Annotated in this window: 16 protein-coding genes; 7 read left to right on the forward strand and 9 right to left on the reverse strand. The window is 72.5% G+C overall.

Going from position 1 to position 17,307, the window contains the following annotated elements; genetic code table 11:
- Positions 1-27: 27 nt before the first annotated feature.
- Positions 28-2,814: a penicillin acylase family protein gene (locus H305_RS0118450; RefSeq protein WP_028801675.1), complete on the reverse strand. Its 2,787-nt coding sequence runs from the start codon at positions 2,812-2,814 to the stop codon at positions 28-30.
- Positions 2,815-3,099: 285 nt separating this feature from the next.
- On the opposite strand from H305_RS0118450, the gene H305_RS0118455 reads away from it, so the two are divergent.
- The 3 genes from H305_RS0118455 (at position 3,100) to H305_RS0118465 (ending at position 6,250) form a co-directional block, all read left to right on the forward strand.
- Positions 3,100-3,702, forward strand: coding sequence for a hypothetical protein (locus H305_RS0118455; protein ID WP_028801676.1), 603 nt, complete (start codon positions 3,100-3,102; stop codon positions 3,700-3,702).
- A 618-nt stretch (positions 3,703-4,320) separates the two neighbouring features.
- Positions 4,321-5,097 carry a 3-keto-5-aminohexanoate cleavage protein gene (locus tag H305_RS0118460; protein ID WP_028801677.1) on the forward strand — a complete coding sequence of 259 codons (777 nt, stop codon included), beginning with the start codon at positions 4,321-4,323 and terminating at the stop codon, positions 5,095-5,097.
- 85 nt (positions 5,098-5,182) lie between these two features.
- Entirely contained in the window at positions 5,183-6,250 is a 1,068-nt protein-coding gene (locus tag H305_RS0118465) for an RNA ligase (ATP) (RefSeq protein ID WP_028801678.1), read from the forward strand.
- Positions 6,251-6,439: 189 nt separating this feature from the next.
- On the opposite strand, the gene soxR is transcribed toward H305_RS0118465, so the two are convergent.
- Positions 6,440-6,937 carry a redox-sensitive transcriptional activator SoxR gene (gene soxR, locus H305_RS46375; protein ID WP_037764464.1) on the reverse strand — a complete coding sequence of 166 codons (498 nt, stop codon included), beginning with the start codon at positions 6,935-6,937 and terminating at the stop codon, positions 6,440-6,442.
- 107 nt (positions 6,938-7,044) lie between these two features.
- Between soxR and H305_RS0118475 the strand changes: the two genes are divergently transcribed.
- Positions 7,045-7,506 (forward strand): MaoC family dehydratase, encoded by a 462-nt coding sequence (locus H305_RS0118475; RefSeq protein WP_028801679.1) that lies wholly within the window; start codon positions 7,045-7,047, stop codon positions 7,504-7,506.
- A gap of 21 nt (positions 7,507-7,527) precedes the next feature.
- On the opposite strand, the gene H305_RS0118480 is transcribed toward H305_RS0118475, so the two are convergent.
- From H305_RS0118480 to H305_RS0118490, 3 genes are all read right to left on the reverse strand, one after another.
- Entirely contained in the window at positions 7,528-8,154 is a 627-nt protein-coding gene (locus tag H305_RS0118480) for a TetR/AcrR family transcriptional regulator (RefSeq protein WP_028801680.1), read from the reverse strand.
- Between the two features lie 124 nt (positions 8,155-8,278).
- Positions 8,279-8,533, reverse strand: a complete 255-nt coding sequence (locus tag H305_RS0118485) for a YiaA/YiaB family inner membrane protein (protein WP_028801681.1) — start codon at positions 8,531-8,533, stop codon at positions 8,279-8,281.
- Positions 8,534-8,602: 69 nt separating this feature from the next.
- Positions 8,603-9,754 carry an acyl-CoA dehydrogenase family protein gene (locus H305_RS0118490; protein ID WP_028801682.1) on the reverse strand — a complete coding sequence of 384 codons (1,152 nt, stop codon included), beginning with the start codon at positions 9,752-9,754 and terminating at the stop codon, positions 8,603-8,605.
- Positions 9,755-9,843: 89 nt separating this feature from the next.
- Between H305_RS0118490 and H305_RS0118495 the strand changes: the two genes are divergently transcribed.
- The 3 genes from H305_RS0118495 to H305_RS0118505 all read left to right on the forward strand — a co-directional run bounded on the left by H305_RS0118495 (position 9,844) and on the right by H305_RS0118505 (position 12,747).
- Positions 9,844-10,485: a TetR/AcrR family transcriptional regulator gene (locus H305_RS0118495; RefSeq protein ID WP_028801683.1), complete on the forward strand. Its 642-nt coding sequence runs from the start codon at positions 9,844-9,846 to the stop codon at positions 10,483-10,485.
- A 437-nt stretch (positions 10,486-10,922) separates the two neighbouring features.
- A complete protein-coding gene (locus H305_RS0118500) occupies positions 10,923-11,648 on the forward strand; it encodes an ArsR/SmtB family transcription factor (RefSeq protein ID WP_107440053.1) in 726 nt (241 codons plus the stop codon).
- Positions 11,649-11,757: 109 nt separating this feature from the next.
- Positions 11,758-12,747: a DMT family transporter gene (locus H305_RS0118505; protein ID WP_028801685.1), complete on the forward strand. Its 990-nt coding sequence runs from the start codon at positions 11,758-11,760 to the stop codon at positions 12,745-12,747.
- A 64-nt stretch (positions 12,748-12,811) separates the two neighbouring features.
- Here the strand turns inward: H305_RS0118505 and H305_RS0118510 are convergent, their stop codons facing one another.
- The 4 genes from H305_RS0118510 to H305_RS0118525 all read right to left on the reverse strand — a co-directional run bounded on the left by H305_RS0118510 (position 12,812) and on the right by H305_RS0118525 (position 17,221).
- Positions 12,812-13,894 (reverse strand): Zn-dependent alcohol dehydrogenase, encoded by a 1,083-nt coding sequence (locus H305_RS0118510; protein WP_028801686.1) that lies wholly within the window; start codon positions 13,892-13,894, stop codon positions 12,812-12,814.
- Between the two features lie 17 nt (positions 13,895-13,911).
- Positions 13,912-15,300: an aldehyde dehydrogenase family protein gene (locus H305_RS0118515; protein ID WP_028801687.1), complete on the reverse strand. Its 1,389-nt coding sequence runs from the start codon at positions 15,298-15,300 to the stop codon at positions 13,912-13,914.
- A gap of 104 nt (positions 15,301-15,404) precedes the next feature.
- A complete protein-coding gene (locus H305_RS0118520; RefSeq protein ID WP_028801688.1) occupies positions 15,405-15,857 on the reverse strand; it encodes a DUF3574 domain-containing protein in 453 nt (150 codons plus the stop codon).
- A gap of 20 nt (positions 15,858-15,877) precedes the next feature.
- Complete coding sequence (locus H305_RS0118525) at positions 15,878-17,221, reverse strand: ABC transporter ATP-binding protein (protein WP_028801689.1); 1,344 nt, start codon at positions 17,219-17,221, stop codon at positions 15,878-15,880.
- Positions 17,222-17,307: the final 86 nt, after the last annotated feature.

The raw sequence follows: 17,307 nt of genomic DNA on the forward strand, positions 1-17,307 counted from the left end.
GCCGCCGGCGTCCTCGTGCCGGGCCGGCTACCGGTGCGAGGTGTACTCGACCACCTGCTGGTAGGTCGGCCGGTTCTGCCAGCTGATCTTGCCGTGCTTGATGCCGCCGAGGGTGCGCTGGACGATCGAGTCGGCGCACCACTGGTCGCCCGCCGAGCACTGGTCGTCGCCCGGGTAGACCTGGGCGGCGGTCTTGCCCGCGGCTTCCTTCAGAGTGTTGATCAGTGCGTCACGGCAGGCGCCGAGGCTGCCGGAACCGCAGTACTTCTGCGTCAGGCCGCCCTGCACCGACTCGCCGAGCACGGCCCGGATGTCCTTGTCGACATAGCTCCACCAGCCGTACTGGAAGGAGCTTCCGGCGTGCGAGCCGGTGGGTCCGTGTCCGGCCGACGGCGCCTCGTCGACGGGGATGCTGCCGGTGAACGCGGCGTACAGGTCGCTGCCGAGGACCGGCTCGAACTCCGCCTTCACCAGCAACGGCCACCATGCGTCCAGGACGCGGATCGCGTCGGCGTCGGCGTACGTGTGGGATCCGGCCGAGGTCTCCGTGCGCTTCGCGCCGGCCGTGACCCAGGCCGAGAGCTTGCTCACCGCCGCCGCGGCGGCGGGGTCGGTGACCGTCGAGCTGTTGATCACCTTCAGCAGCTTCGGCAGCACGTCCTCGGCCCGCAGGTCGGCGAGGGCCGCGTCGGCCATGGCCTTCACCAGCGCGGACCTGGTCACTCCGCCCGCGGAGACGAGCTTCTCGACGCGGTCCTCCAGGAGGTTGCCGCGATGCACCGAGCCCTCGCCCCAGGGGGCCGCGGCGTAGTCCTTGGCCTGCTTGTTGTTCCAGGAGATGTAGTAGTCCTGGTCCACGGAGTTGGGGTGCTCGGAGGCCGGAGTGTACTGGGCGGTGTTCGTCGCGGCGTCCCAGTTCCGCCACTCGTACGCGGGCTGCGCCCACACGGGGAAGTCGGCGTCGACACCGGTGGCGCGCACCGGGTTGTCCCCGCTGTTGTAGTACGCGGTGTGCGAGGAGTCGGCGTAGAACCAGTTGAAGGTGTAGTTGATGTGCTGCACCGCGCTCTGGAAGGTCTGCGGGCTCTTCACGTAGTCGGGGTCGTTGAGCATCTGGAAGCCGATGATCGAGTCGGCCTCGTGCATGAAGGACGAGCGCAGCGTGGTGTACGCGACCTTCTTCCCGCCGACGGTCGCGCGGTACTCCACGGGGCCGTACTCGGTCCGGTAGACCTGCATCCGGTACGAGCCCGCCGCGGTGCCGTCGGCGACGGTCGGCTTCCAGGAGTTGGTCCGCTCGACCTTGTCCATCGCCGTGCAGGTGCCGTGGTACAGGTAGTGGTAGTCGTCCTGGCACAGCTCGACGGCGTAGGTGTCGATGATGTCCTGGCCCGACGTCGTGGCGCTCCAGGAGTAGTCCTGGCCGCGGCCGAGTTCGACGTACATGCTCAGGCCGGCGAAGGAGGCGCCGCGGGCGCTCAGGCCCGGTCCCTGGATCTCCTGGAGCATGAGCAGCTGCGGCGCGAAGTAGCCGGTCTGCGGACCGAAGACGGCGATCGGGTGGCCACTCGCCGTGTGCTTGCCGCTCACCACGAGGGCGTTGGACATACCGCGCTTCGCCGAGCTGACGGAGGTCTTGGCGGCCGTCGTGGAGGCGCCGGTGGCGGCGGCGGTCCCCGCGCTGCCGGTGCGGTCGTAGACGAGCGGCTCCCGGGTCACCGAACCGGCGTCGGGCAGGGCCTGGCCCTGCGCGTCGGCCGGTTTGACGGCATACGGGAAGCTCTCGCCGTCGTGGACGGTGAGCACGGCCTCCGGGTCGTTGCGCTGCCGGAAGGACTCCCAGACCTTGGTGCCCTCCACCACGCCGTACTTGGACTGGGCGGCGAGCAGCGAGAGGGCGTTGTTGACCTCGCCGCCGCCTCCGGAGCCGAAGAGCGCGCCGATGACGGAGGCCAGCGCGACCAGGTCGGTGAGCTTGAAGTGGTCGATGGTGCCGGCGTTGGTGATGGAGTCCTTGTGCCCGGTCAGGACGTACTCGCCGGGGAAGTAGCGACCGCTGTCGGAGGCGTCGATGTAGGCGTTGATGCCGGCGATGTAGGCGTCGGCGTCGGCGAGGGCCTGCTTGCCGCGCTCGCCGGCCTGGGCGGTGGCGTTGTCGATCTGGGCCTGGAGATCCGCCTCGGTGTAGGGGGCGTTGCGCCAGAACTCCTGCTCCAGCCCCTGGTTGGACGGGGCTCCGCCGGCGAACGAGGTCAGCTGACCGCGTCCGACGTGCCGGAAGACGTCCATCAGCCACAGCCGGTCCTGGGCGGCGGCGTACCCCGCGCCGAACTCGGTGCCGTACCGGGTGGTGCCGGTGATGTGCGGGACGCCCGTCTTCTTGTCCCGCACGATCGTCACGTCGCTGCGCGGCTTGGTGGTGGAGGCGACCTGGTCCGAAGCCACGCCGAAGGACGCGTCGTTGAAGAAGTCGTTGATCTTGGCGTCGGTGAGCCCGGAGTAGCCCTTGGCCAGGTTGCCGTAGGGGGCGAGCTGGTCCTCCGCGTGGCCCGGCTGGGTACCGAATGCCTGGTTGAGCAGGATCTCGACGAGGGTCGCGTTGCCGTTCTCACCGGGCGGGAGGATGTCGGAGCACTGGCCGCCGCAGTAGTCGTTCGAGGCGGCCGCCGAGGGTGCCGCGATTGCCGCCGCCTGGGAAAGGGGTGACAAAAGACCGGCAATGAGCACGCATACGGATGCGCTCTTGAGGAACTTGGGGAATCGACGGGGAGTTCTCAGTCTGTCGAGGACGGTACGTGGGGTGCGCCGTGGCATGGCAGCTCCTCCCGACGGGGGTGGGCCGGACGTTACCGCCGGTATCCCCGAGTTGGAAGATGAACATGCGTCAGTTTTTTGGATTCATCGCACCCGGACCGGGCCGCCGGCAGGCGGCTGACAGCGGTGGGAGGCAGGCCGGGAGGGACTCGGCGGTCGGCTGGTGGCGGTCATCGGAAAAAGGATGGAGCCGAATCGCTTGTCGATACGTCTATTCGGCGACGTCCGTACGACGACGCCGAAGTGACCGAAGTTCAGGTGCAGGTGTGACGGAGGTGCAGGGCGATGGCGGGTTTCCGGAGTCTGGCGAGACAGGTGCGGGATCCGAGGTGCGATCTGGCACTGCGGCGGTACTCGCTGCGCAAGTGCCTTGAGAGGTTCGCCCCTTATGGGCACCGGGCGACCTGGGACCATCTGTGCTCCCGGGCCGGGTTCGGTCCGGAGGACCGGTCCCCCGATCCGGCGCGGCTCGTGGCCGCGCTGGAGGAGTTGGAGGAGGCCCGCTCCGTCTGGCTCGCCTACGAGGTTCAGTTCGCGCAGCGCCGCAAGAAGGAGAAGCACGACGGACTGCGCAGGCCGGGCAGTGTCGACGACTGGCACCGGCTGACCTGGGGCGGCTTCGGCGTCGCATGGTGCGACGACCCCCGCGTACACCCCCGTGAACCACTGGCCGAGGTGCTGCGGCGGCTGATCGCCGCGCTGGAGCGCGAGCCGGGCACGGTCTGCCCGGTGTGCGCCGGAGAGCGCCTCATCTGGAGGTACGACCTGGCCCACGAGCCGTCGTCGGGACCCGTCTGCACGAGCTGCGGAATCGTGGTGCCACGGCCCGTTCTGACACCCGAGGCCCTGGCGGAGTCCAGGCGTGGACGGCTGCTGATGTCGGCCTGAGCAGGACGGGGGTGCGTCGACGGAGCCGCACCCCCGCGCGAACGCCCTTGGCCCGCCGGCCCGTCGGCCGACAGGTCCGCCGAGGGCCGTCGCCCCCGCGGGGGCTGTCCCGAGGCCCGTCGACGCCGTGGGCCGCCGCGGCCTGTCGATCGTGGGGCCAGCTGGACCTGACCGCCGCCCAGGGCCGCCGCCGCGCGTCGCTCCCCCGGGCGCCGCCCAACGGCTCGCCGCCTGCGGCCCGTCGACCACCCGGGGCCGGCCTGGAGCCTGTCCACGTGGTGGGGCGCCACGGACCAACGGCCCTGGGGGGCCAACTCGGCAGAGGGCGCTCCCGGGATCGCCCGCTGCTCGCCGATCCCTGCGGCGCCGCCCCGGCTGGACCGTCCCGCAGGGCCGCCGCGCCCCGTCGTGGAGGCGTCCGCGGCGCGACGGCTCCGCAAGGCCGCCCGACGGCGCCTCGATCCCGTCGGGCCCCGGCCGACCGTCCACGACGTGGGGTCGCCAGCGACCCACGAGCGTCCGAGGCCGCCCCGGACCGCGCCGCAGTCGCCCGCGGGGTACGGTCCGGGGCGCGGCCGTCGATGTCCGGTTGTCGGTGGTGGGTGGCACCATCTAGGCATGGTGCAGGTCTGTCTGAACGGAGCGCGCGGGTCGGCCGACGGTGCCGTCGTGCCGATGTCGCCGGAGGAGATGGCCCGGTCCGCGGCCGAGGCCGTCGCGGCCGGGGCGTCGGACATCCATGTCCATCCCAAGTCCCCCTGCGGCCAGGACACTTTGTCGCCGAAGGCCCTGGCGGCCACCCTGGAGGCGATACGGGCGCGGGTGGACGTCCCGGTCGGGGTGACCACGGGCGCGTGGGCCGAGCCAGATCCGGCGGCCCGCGTGGAGCAGGTCCGGTCCTGGACCGTCCTGCCCGACCACGCCTCGGTCAACTGGCACGAGCCGGGCGCCGAGGACGTGGCGGCGGCGCTCCTCGACCGTGGCATCGACGTGGAGGCGGGCATCTGGTCGGGCACGGACGGCGCGGAGCGCTTCGCCGCGTCGCCCCTCGGGCCGCGCGTCCTGCGTGTCCTGGCCGAGGTCATGGACGACTCGCCGCGCCAGGCGCAGGAATCGGGCCTGACGCTGCTCGCCGATCTCGGCGCAGGCCCCTCGCGTGCCGGTGACCCCACCCGCACGGAGCGGCACCACGGCCGGCCCGTGCTGCTGCACGGCGTCGACGGCGGCACCTGGCCGGTGCTGCGGCTCGCGGGGCGGCAGGGGCTGTCCACCCGTATCGGCCTGGAGGACACCCTGACCCTGCCTGACGGGCAACGGGCCGCTTCCAACGCTCAGTTGGTGACGCACGCGCTGGCCGAGTACCGCACGGCGCGCAGCGGAAGCGCCACACGCTAGCAGCAGCAAATCCGCTCGATCCAGCACTTTCCCGTCCGGACAGTGGGAGGCGATGAAACACAGCTGAGGAACCCGAGGAGTCCCGATGTCGACGCTGCGCGTCACCGCCGAAGTGCTGACCATCCACGAGCATCCGAACGCCGACGCCCTCGAACTGGCCCAGGTCGGCCTCTACCGGGCCGTGGTCGCCAAGGGCGCCTACCGCACCGGCGAGCGAGCCGTCTACATCCCGGAGCAGTCCGTCCTCCCGGCCGGGCTGATCGAGGAGCTCGGTCTGACCGGCCGTCTGGCGGGGAGCGGCTCGGACCGGGTCAAGGCGGTACGGCTGCGCGGTGAGCTGTCGCAGGGCATCGTGTGCCGTCCGCGGGCGCTGGCGGACGTCGACCTGGCGCGGGCCGCCGAGGAGGGGACCGACTTCGCCGAGGTGCTCGGCATCGTCAAGTGGGTGCCGCCCGTCCCGCCCACGATGGACGGTGACGTCGAGTCCGCGCCCGACCTGCTGCCCTGGGTCGACATCGAGAACCTCCAGCGCTACCCGGACATCTTCACCCCCGGCGAACCCGTCGTCCTGACCGAGAAGCTGCACGGATCGGCCTGCCTGCTGACGTACGTCGCCGACGAGGACCGCGTGTACGTCTCCTCGAAGGGTTTCGGCGCCAAGTCCCTCGCCCTGAAGGAGGATCCGCGCAATCTGTACTGGCGGGCCGTGCGCGGGCACGGGGTCGCGGAGGCCGCGGCCCGGCTCGCCGGCCACCTGGGCGCGCGCCGCGTAGGCATCTTCGGCGAGGTGTACGGGGCGGGCGTGCAGGACCTGTCGTACGGCGCCGACGGACGCCGCGAGTCCCTGGGGTACGCCGTGTTCGACGTGTCCGCGGAGATCGACGGCGAGGTCCGCTGGCTGGACGCGGCGGCCCTGCTGGACGGCGAACTGCCGCTGGTGCCAAGGCTGTACGAGGGGCCGTACGACATCGCGAAGGTCCTGGAGACCGCGACCGGCCGGGAGACGGTGTCCGGGCGCGACCTGCACCTGCGCGAGGGCGTGGTCGTCCGTACGTCCACCGAGCGCTACAGCCCGGTGACGGGCGGCCGGGCCATCGCGAAGGCGGTCAGCCCGGCCTACCTGACCCGCAAGGGCGGCACGGAGTACGAGTGACCCACCGCGCCCACCGGTCCCGGCCCCCGACGCGCCGGGACCGGACGTGGCGCAGGTGCGCCGCCGGAGCCCGCCCCGACGCGGGGCCCCGCGACGATGCCCGGCGGCCGTCGCGCACCGGCTCACGTCAGCCCGGTGACCAGCCTGGAGGCCGTCACACGAAGGCTTCCGCAAGGCCGGTGACCAGGCTCAGCGGCAGTCGTTCGCCGGCTCCGGCCGCGTGGTGCGGCCGGAGCGTTCCACCATGAGCCGGGAGCCGGCCTGACGCTCGCCGAAGACGTCGTCCGGGTTGGAGAGCACACAGTTCTCCAGGGACAGGCAGCCGCAGCCGATGCAGTCGGTGAGGTGGTCCCGCAGCCGGCCCAGCTGCTTGATGCGCTCGTCGAGTTCGGAGCGCCATGCCTCCGAGAGCCGGGCCCAGTCCTCCCGCGTCGGGGTGCGCTCCTCGGGGAGTTCGGCCAGGGCCTCGCGGATCGTGGCGAGCGGGATGCCGACGCGCTGCGCGGCCCGGACGAAGGCGACGCGACGCAGTGCGTCTCGGTGGTAGCGGCGTTGGTTCCCGCTGGTGCGGCGGCTGCTGATCAGGCCCTTGGACTCGTAGAAGTGCAGGGCGGAGACGGCCGCGCCGCTGCGGGCGGACAGCTGACCGACCGTGAGCTCGTGGATCTTCTCTGGAATCTGGGGCACCCCTCGAACCTAACCCACCCCGGCATGCCCGCGGTGCGTTGACAGGAGCCCTCCACCCGACCATGCTAAGCAGTTGCTTAGACATTGCGACGTGGGAGGCCAGGGACATGGCAGAGCCGAGGATCTTCACGTCCGCCGACGACCTGAAGGCGGCGGTGGGCGAACAGCTGGGACACAGCGACTGGCTGGAGGTCGACCAGAAGCGGATCGACCTGTTCGCGGACGCCACGGGCGACCACCAGTGGATCCACGTGGACCCGGAGAAGGCCGCCGCGGGCCCGTTCGGCACGACCATCGCGCACGGCTACCTCACGCTGTCGCTGCTGCCCGCGCTGGTGCCGCAGGTCATGCGCGTCGAGGGTATGAAGATGGGCGTCAACTACGGCAGCAACAAGGTGCGCTTCCCCGCCCCGGTGCCGGTGGGCTCCCGGCTGCGTGCCACCGCGGTCCTCACGGAGGTCACCGAGGCGGGCGGCGGCGTGCAGGTCACGGCCGCGGTGACCGTCGAGCGCGAGGGCGGCGACAAGCCGGTGTGCGTGGCCGAGTCGGTGTCCCGCTACTACTTCTGACCGCCGCGCGGTGCGCCCGGGCTACTTCCCGGCTCCCACCATCCGCAGCACGAGGTCGGCGTAGAGCGCGCCGACCTCGTCCGGCGTCCGGGGTCCGTTCACGTTGAACCAGCGGGCCACGTCGATGCAGAGGGAGAGCACGGCGAGGGTGGTGCCGGGGACGTCCGGGACGTCGAAGTCGCCCGCGGCCACGCCGTCCTGGATGATCCCGCGCACCTCGGCGTCGACCTGGCGGCGCAGGCCGATGATCTCGGCGCGGGCGTCGGGTCCGAGCGAGTCCAGTTCGTACTGCACGACCCGCGCGGTGGTGCGCCCTCCGGCGTGCCAGCGCACGAAGGAGCTCACGGCGTCCGCGAGACGCTCTGTCGCGTCACCCTCGCCCCGGGCGGCCGTCCGCAGGATGTCCAGGGCCTTCGCGTGGCCGATCCTGCTGATCCGGTGGAGCAGCTCTTCCTTGGTCTTGAAGTGGATGTACAGGGCGGCAGGGCTCATGCCCGCGCGGCCCGCGATGTCCCGGGTCGTCGTCGCGTGGTACCCGCGCTCGGCGAAGGCCTCCACGGCGGCGACGAGCAGCCGCCGGGCCGCGTCCGGGGTGACCTCGGCCCACGGCTGCATCTCGCCGCCGGCCGTCTCCTCCGCCGTACTCATCGCTGTTCGCCCCTTCTCCACCGACAGGGTGAACACCATACCCCTGAACCTGAGCGCCCGCTTAGATCCCCCGCTCAGGACGGGAGCCCCCGCCCGGGGCGAAATGCCCCGCCCCGGGGGTGGATCAGAGCTTCTCGAAGGGGTCGTACACCCGCCCGCCGGCGCGCATACCGTCCTGACGGTCGCGGATCACCTTGGCCAGGGTGAAGGCGGACGTCACCAGGTACAGGACCGCGATGGCGAGGAAGCCCCGCACCCAGGCGTCGGCCTGGAGCTTGAAGATGCCCAGGGCGGTCGCGGCCATCGCGACCGAGAAGGAGGCGACGGCCTGCCCGTAGAAGGCGGCCGTGTTCTGCTGCTTGACCGGTGTCTCACTCATGGGGAAAGCCTCGCCGCCGGGGCCGGGCCGTCGCATCCGCCGAGATACTCAGGAACGCGCGGGACGTACTCAGAAGGCCGAAACCCCGGTCAGGGCACGCCCGATGACCAGCTTCTGGATCTGGCTGGTGCCTTCGTAGAGGGTCATCACGCGCGCGTCGCGCAGCAGCTTGCCCGCCGGGTACTCGTCGATGTAGCCGTAGCCGCCGAAGACCTGGAGGGCGTTGTTCGCGGCGCGCACGGCGGCCTCGGAGGCGAACAGCTTGGCCTTCGACGACTCGGTGGCGAACGGCAGGCCGCGGTCGACGAGATCGGCGACCCGCCAGGTCAGCAGCCGTGCGGCGTCCACGTCGACGGCGATGTCGCTGATCAGCTCCTGCACCAGCTGGTGCTGGGCGATGGGCTTTGCGAACTGCTCCCGTTCGGACGCGTACCGCACCGCGGCGTCCAGCGCGGCCTGGGCGATGCCGACGCAGCCCGCCGCCACCGACATCCGGCCCTTGGCGAGCGCCGACATCGCGACGGCGAAGCCCCTGCCCTCGGGCGCCATCATCGCGCTCGCCGGTACCCGTACGTCCTCGAGGACCAGTTCCGCGGTGGCCTGCCCGCGCAGCCCGAGCTTGCCGTGGATGGTGCGGCGGCTAAGGCCGGGGGTGTCGGCCGGTATCAGGAAGGCCGAGACGCCCTTGTGGCCGGGCGCGTCGGTGGAGCGGGCGAACAGCAGGACGACGTCGGCCCAGGTGCCGTTGGTGATGAACATCTTGGTGCCGTTGATGACATAGTCGTCGCCGTCGCGCACGGCCCGGGTCGCCAGGCTGCCCGCGTCCGATCCCGTACCGGGCTCGGTGAGCCCGAAGCAGCCGACGTACTCGCCGGCCGTGAGCCCCGGCAGCCAGCGCCGCTTCTGCTCCTCGGTGCCCCAGTGGGCGATCGACTTGGCGACGAGGCCCAGCGAGACGGAGACGATGCCGCGGACGGACGAGTCGCCGCGTCCCAGCTCCTCCGTGACCAGGCAGTACGCCAGGTGGTCGCCGCCGCTGCCGCCGTACTCCTCGTCGATGGTCAGCCCGAGGAAGCCGACCTCGGCCAGCTTCTTCACGATGGACCGGTCGACCTCCTCGGCGCGGTCCCACTCGACGACGTGGGGGGCGATCTCGCGGTCCACGAAGTCCTTGGCGAGTTGCCGGACGGCGGTCTGCTCCTCGCTGAGCTCCAGGTTCATACCGAGTCACCCCACAGATCGCGGACATGGAAAGCAGTACATTTAAATTAGCACTGCTAGTTTCCGAATGCAGCCCTACTATGTGCGCCATGGCCCGACCGCGCAAGCCCCTGCTGAGCACCGACCGCATCGTGGACACCGCACGGGCCCTGGTGGACGCCGAGGGCCTCGCGGCCGTCTCGACGCGCCGGCTCGCCGCCGAACTCGGCGTCAGCGGGCCGTCCCTGTACAACCACTTCCGCACCAAGGACCAGATCCTGGAGGCGGTCGCGGACTCGGTCAGCGCCCAGGTCGACCTGACGATGTTCGAGGACGGCCGAGAGTGGCGCACCGCGCTGCACGACTGGGCCGTCTCCTACCGGGCCGCTCTGCGCGACCACCCGAACATCGTTCCGGTGCTCGCGCGCGGCCCCGGGCGGCGGCCCGCGGGCCTGCGGCTCGCCGACGCGGTGTTCGGCGCCATGGTCGAGGCGGGGTGGCCGCCCTCCCAGGCCACCTCGATCGGGGCGCTGATGCGGTACTTCATCATGGGCTCCGCGCTGGGCTCGTTCGCCGGGGGCTTCGTCGACGACGCGGACGCGTACGACCCCGCGGACTATCCCCACCTGGGGCAGGCACACCTGCTCGCCGAGCAGCAGGAGAAGATCGACGAACGGGCCTTCGAGACGGGCCTCACCGCGCTGCTGGACGGCCTGTCGGCCCAGTACGCGCAGCTGACGGTGGGAAGCTGAGCGAACCCGGTTCGGTCAGGCCGGCGGTCTCCCCCGTGGCCACGCCCGGGACGGCGAAGACACCTCGCCCGCCTCAGCCTCGCGCCGCAGGGCCTGTGAGGCCGCTCGACACCTCGGCCTCCCGCCGCCACGCCACGGCTCCACGCACCTCCCGGCACCTCGCCCTCCCGCCGCCACGCCACGGCTCCACGCAGGCTCCACGCACCTCCCGGCACCTCGGCCTCCGGCCTCCACGCCCGGCAGCGGTCACACCTCGGCACCTCGTCCTCCGGCGACCGCGTCCGGGACGGCTGGGACGTGCCCACGCCTCCGTCTCCGGCGGTCACGTCCGAGCTCCGCGGGCATACCCCACCTCGGCCGCCGCGTCCGGGCTCCACGGACGAACCGGCACGCCTGCGGTGAGGACGTTTCGGCGAGGGCCGTAACGTCCGTGGCGCATGCTGGAGGGCATGACGAGGCCGACGCACAGCAGGGCAGCGGGGCTCGCGGGGTTCGCGGCGCTGATCGCGGACGAGACGCGGGCCGGGTTCCTGCTCGCTCTGCTCGACGGGCGGGCCTGGACCGCGGGCGAGCTGGCCCGGCACGCCCAGGTCGCCCCCTCCACGGCCAGCGAGCACCTCGGCAGGCTCGTCACGGGCGGGCTGCTCACCGAGGAACGGCAGGGCAGGCACCGCTACGTACGGCTGGCGAGCCCCCGTGTCGCGCAGATCGTCGAGGATCTCGCCGCCCACGTCGGGCCGGCCGGGGCCGGACGCCCGCGCACGCTCCGGGAGTCGAGCGCGGTGTCGGCGATGGCCCGCGGCCGCACCTGCTACGACCATCTCGCCGGGCGCCTCGGCATCGCCCTCACCGATGCCCTCACCGCCCGCGGCCTGCTCCGCCAGGACACCGGGTTCGCCCTCACCGACGCCGGACTGCGGTGGTTCGAGTCCGTCGGCATCGGCCTCGACCTCACGGCCCGTCGCCCGCTCACCCGGGCCTGTCTGGACTGGACCGAACGCCGGCCGCACCTCGCGGGCGGCGCCGGCGCGGCCCTGTGCCGGCACGCCCTGGACGCGAAGTGGTGTGTGCGCGTCGGCACGGAGCGGGCCGTCAAGGTGACCCCCGAGGGCGAACGGGCCCTCGCGGAGCTCCTGGGTGTCGAGGCCGCCGCGCTGCGCTGACCTGCCCCTGCCCGCCCCTTGCTCGCGCACGGCGACGCGGCACCGGCGCCGCAGGCAGGCGTCCGAAATCCGCGAGACCTCCGCTCGCCCCCCGCCTAGCCTCAGGAGCATGATGAACACCTCCCGGCCCGCCCCGCCCACCGGACGCACGCGGCTGCTCGCCGCGGGCGCCGCGACCGTCACCGTCGGACTGTGGGCCTCCGCCTTCGTGTCGATCCGCAGCGCGGGCGAGGCGTACTCGCCGGGCGCGCTGGCACTGGGGCGGCTGCTCGCCGGGGCCCTCGCGCTCGGGGCCGTCTGTCTGGTCCGCAGGCAGGGGTGGCCGCCCCGGGCGGCCTGGCCCGGGATCGCGATATCCGGGCTGCTGTGGTTCGGCTTCTACATGGTCGTCCTGAACTGGGGCGAGCAGCAGGTGGACGCGGGCACGGCCGCACTCGTGGTGAACGTCGGCCCCATCCTCATCGCCCTTCTCGGCTCCCGGCTGCTCGGGGACCCGATGCCGCCCCGGCTGCTGGCGGGCATGGCCGTGTCGTTCGCGGGTGCCGTCGCCGTCGGCCTGTCGATGTCCGGCGAGGGCGGCTCGTCGGTCCTCGGGGTCGTCCTGTGTCTGCTCGCCGCGGTGGGCTACGCGGGCGGTGTCGTGGCGCAGAAGCCGGCGCTCGGCCGGGCCGGCGCGCTCCAGGTCACGACGTTCGGCTGCCTGGTCGGCGCCGTCGCCTGCCTGCCCTTCGCCGGGCAGCTCGTGGCGGAGGCCGCGAAGGCGCCGGCCTCCGCCACGCTCAACATGGTCTACCTGGGCCTCTTCCCGACCGCACTGGCCTTCACGACCTGGGCGTACGCGCTGGCCCGCACCACCGCCAGCCGTATGGGCGCGACGACGTACGCGGTGCCCGCCCTCGTCGTCCTGATGTCCTGGTTGTTCCTCGGCGAGGTGCCAGGGCCGCTCACCCTGGCGGGCGGGGCGTTGTGCCTGGCGGGTGTCGCGGTGTCGCGCTCCAGGCCCCGTGCCGGGACGGCGGCGGCCTCGGAACTCGTGCCCCCGGACGCCGGGACGGTGGCGGCCGCGCCGGAGCGCCGCCCCGAGCCGGAGCAGGCCTGATCCCGGACCGGCACCGGTCCGCCTGATCCCGGACCGGCACCGGCCCGGGATCGGGCGGCCACGGCTAGAACACGACCAGGGCCCGGCCGCCCTTGCCCGCGATCATGTTGTCGAACGCCGCCGGGATGCCGTCGAGGGCGATCCGGTCCGTGACCAGGCTCCCGAGGTCCAGGCGCCCGGCGCGGACGTGCTCCGCGAGGACCGGCAGGTCCCGCGCCGGGTCGCAGTTGCCGTAGACGCAGCCCGCGAGGGTCCTGCCCCAGTGGAAGATCTCCAGCGCGTTGAAGGTGACCTGCTGGTCCTTGCCGCCGATACCGACGACGGTGGTGCGGCCGCCGCGCCGTGTGGAGTCCCAGGCGGTGCGGATGGTCACGGCGCGCCCCACGCACTCGACGGCGACGTCGACGCCCTGCTTGCCGGTGAGGCCGCGGATCTCGCGCGCGGTGGCGTCGGAGGCGACGACGTAGTCGGTCGCTCCCGCGTCCCGCGCGAGGGACTCCTTCTCGGGCGAGACGTCTACGGCGACGATCTGCGAGGCACCCGCGATCCGGGCGGCCTGGAGGGCCGCGAGCCCGACCCCGCCGGCACCGAACACCGCGACCGTCTCGCCGGGCCGCACCTGCGCGCAGTGGTGGACGGCGCCGTAACCGGTGAGGACCGCGCAGCCGAGCAGGGCCGCGTCGACCAGGGGGACTCCGTCCGGTGCGGGCAGGACGCAGCTCGCGGCGACGACGGTCTCCTCGGCGAACGCGGCCACGTTCAGGCCGGGATGGAGGTCGCTGCCGTCCGAGGCGCGGCGCGCGTACACGTCCGCCGTGCCGGCCAGGGCGTTGGCGCACAGCCACACCTCGCCGAGCGAACAGGCGTGGCAGGCGCCGCAGGACGGCGCCCAGTTGAGGACCACGCCGTCGCCGGGCGCGACATGGGTGACGCCCTCGCCGACGGAGACGACGGTGCCGGCGCCCTCGTGTCCGAGGACGGCGGGGACGGGTACCCGCATGGTGCCGTCGGACAGGGACAGGTCGGAGTGGCAGACCCCGGCGGCGGCGAGCCTGACCCTGACCCGGCCGGGGCCCGGTTCGGGGAGGTCGATCTCGGCGATCTCCAGGGGAGCGCCCACGGCGGGAAGGACGGCGGCGCGAACCATGTGCGTGCTCCTAGGGTCTAGAACTGGAGGGATTTGGTCTGGAGGTACTCGGACAGGCCGTGCGATCCGAGCTCGCGGCCGACGCCCGACTGCTTGTAACCGCCGAACGGGGCGAGGGGGTTGAAGCGTCCTCCGTTGATGTCGACCTGCCCCGTCTCGAGCCGCCGCGCGAAGGCGACCGCCTCGGACTCCTCACCCGCCCATACCGCGCCCGCGAGCCCGTACACCGTGCCGTTGGCGATCCGCAGGGCGTCCTCCTCGTCCTCGTAGCGGATGATCGACAGGACCGGCCCGAAGATCTCCTCCTGGGCGATCGACATCTCCTCGGTCACGTCGGCGAAGACGGTGGGGCTGACGAAGAACCCCTGTGCGTGCGGGGATTCGGTGCCGCCCGCGACGAGCCGCGCGCCTTCGGCCAGGCCCTTGTCGATGTAGCCGCGGACGCGGTCGCGCTGCTTGGCGTTGACGACGGGCCCGATGCGGTCGCCGTACTTCGCGGCGGCGGTCGCGGCCAGTTCGACCGCCTCCTCGTACTGCCCGGTGTGCACGAGCATCCGGGTCCAGGCGCTGCACGTCTGGCCCGAGTTGGACATCACGTTGGCGACCCCGACGGCCACCGCCTTGGCCAGGTCGGCGCTGGGCAGGATGACGTTGGCGGACTTGCCGCCCAGTTCGAGGGCGACCCGCTTGACGGCGGCCCCTGCCGTGGCGCCGATCCGCCGGCCGACCGCGGTGGAGCCGGTGAAGGAGACCAGGTCGACGTCCGGGTGCTCGGCGAGGGACTGGCCCGCGACCGGGCCGAGACCGGTGACGAGGTTGAACACACCGGCCGGGATGCCCGCGTCGGCCACGGCCTCGGCGAAGAGCTGTGCGGTGAGCGGGGTGTCCTCGGCGGGCTTCAGGACGACGGTGCAGCCCGCCGCGAGCGCCGGGGCGACCTTGGCGACGATCTGGTGCAGCGGGTAGTTCCACGGGGTGATCGCGCCGACGACGCCGACGGGCTCCTGGTAGACGGTCGAGTTGCCGACCTTCTCCTCGAAGTCGTGCGTCGCGGCCAGTTCGGCGTAGGAGCCGGCGACCAGGATCGGCACGCCCGCGTGCACGGTCTGCGAGAACGCGAGCGGCGAGCCCAGCTCGGCCGTCACGGTCTCCGCGATCTCGTCCTTGCGCGCGACGAGTGCGTCGCGGAGCGCGCCGAGCCGCGCGGCCCGCTCGGCGGGCGGGGTCGCGGCCCAGCCCGGGAAGGCGGCGCGGGCCGCGCGCACGGCGGCGTCGACGTCCTCGGCCGTGCCCGCCGGGACCCGGCCGATCACCTGCTCGTCGACCGGGTTCACGACCTCGATCGTGTCCCGGCCGGCGGCGGGGCGCCAGGTGCCGTCGATGTACATGCCGTCATGTGCCTTCATCGTGTTCCTCCCGGGCGGGGACGCGTCGTCCGGACCCTAAACTAGCGATGATAGTTTTGGGGCGCCAGGGGTGGCCGGCCCCAGGGCGCCCTCGGTGCCGTCCGTCAGAAGTCGACCTGCTCGTGGTCGTCGACCCGGCCCACCGACTCCTGGGCGAACGCCCGCTCGTAGGCACTCCGGATCTCCTCGATCCTCCGGTCGCTCGCGGCGGCCCGCGCGACCGGGTAGAGCAGCCCCAGCTCGTACGACCGCTCCCGCTCGATCACGCCGTGCGCGTCCCGCCACCGGCCGCGCCCCTCCCGCACGGTGAGTCCGCCGGGGAACTGCGGCGTCACCTCGTGGTCGACGAAGTCCATGAACTGCCGGTCGGTGACGGCGGATCCGCCGTCGGGCCGCGCCGTGCCGAAGAGGAGCCGGGTCTCCACGTACGCGGCTCCGCGCACCGCCGTCCGCGGTTCCTCGTCGCCGAGGACGGCATGGGCGGCGGTGGCGCCGGCGAGGAGCAGGGCGGTGGCAGTGGCGGCGACCGGACGGGCGCGCAGGCTGTGCGGGGTCATGCCGGTCTGCCTAGCGGAACTCACTCCTCCAGGTCCGGCAGCCGCGCCGGAGCCGGACAGATGCGTTCACCGTGCTGGTCGAAGACGAACAGATGGGCGAGGTCCACGAGGAGGGGGACCTGCATACCGTGCCGCAGTTCGATGTCGGGCGTGGTGCGGACGACGAGATCCCCGGGCAGCCGGCCCTCGGGCGGCGCCAGGTCGGGAACGTCGGGTGCCGCGTCCCCCGGATGCTCCAGGACCACCACCGGCCCGGCCCGCAGGGCCCCCGCGCGCTCCCGCAGCCGGTCGATGACCGTGCCCTCGCGCCGCCGTCGCCGGACCGGCCGGGTGGGGCGCGGCGACTCCAGCTCCGGTACGACGGCGGGCCGCGACCCCGTGTTGAAGTGGACCAGGACCTCGTGCCCCTGGTACTCCACGTGCTCGACGAGCCCGCTGATCGCCACCTCGCCCGGCCGGGCGGCGGACGGCTTCGCGAGCCGTACGGCCTCGGAGCGCAGTCCGACGATGACCTCGCGGCCCTGCTGGACCCGCAGCAACTGGTGATCCAGGGACAGGGGTTCGGGCAGCCGGAGGTACTGCTTGCCCAGGCTGATCGACATCGCGCCGTCGAGCGGCGCCCGCACCAGGCCGCGCAGCAGGTTGATCCGCGGAGTGCCGATGAAGGCGGCGACGAAGACGTTCGCGGGCAGCGAGTAGACCGTCCGGGGTGTGCCGAGCTGTTGCAGCACCCCGCCGCGCAGCACGGCCACCCGGTCGCCGAGCGACATCGCCTCCGCCTGGTCGTGGGTGACGTAGACCGTCGTCGTACCCAGATCCCTGGTGAGCCGGGCGATCTCGGCCCGCAGGTGGTTGCGGAGCTTGGCGTCCAGGTTGGACAGCGGCTCGTCCATCAGGAAGGCGGACGGATGCCGTGCGATCGCCCGTCCCATGGCGACGCGCTGGCGTTCACCGCCGGAGAGCTGGTTCGGGAAACGGTCGAGGAGGTCCTGGATGCCGAGCATCCGGGCGGTGGCGTCCACCCGCGGGCGCGGATCGTCGCCGGGCGACTCGATGCGCAGCGGGAAGCCGATGTTGTCGCGGCTGGTCATGCTCGGGTACAGGGCGAAGTTCTGGAAGACCATGGCCATGTCACGCCCGGAGGGCGGCAGGTCGTTGGCGTACTCGCCGTCGAGACGCACCTCGCCCTCGGTGACCTCTTCGAGTCCGGCGATCATTCTCAGCACCGTCGACTTGCCGCACCCGGAGGGCCCGAGCAGGACCAGGAACTCGCCCGGCCGGATGTCGAGCGACAACCGCTCCACCACGCGGATGCCGCGTGTGTACGACTTGCTGACGCTGTGCAGGGAGATGGCGCGTGTCATGAGAGGTGCCCCCGGGGGCTCACTGGAAGCCAGAGCGTGTCGTCGAACGACCCGCGCGGGTCGTACGGGACGTATGAGTCACGGAA

Origin of the sequence: Streptomyces sp. 142MFCol3.1 (genome assembly GCF_000424945.1) — a bacterium.
In the GTDB taxonomy this organism is placed as follows: domain Bacteria; phylum Actinomycetota; class Actinomycetes; order Streptomycetales; family Streptomycetaceae; genus Streptomyces; species Streptomyces siamensis.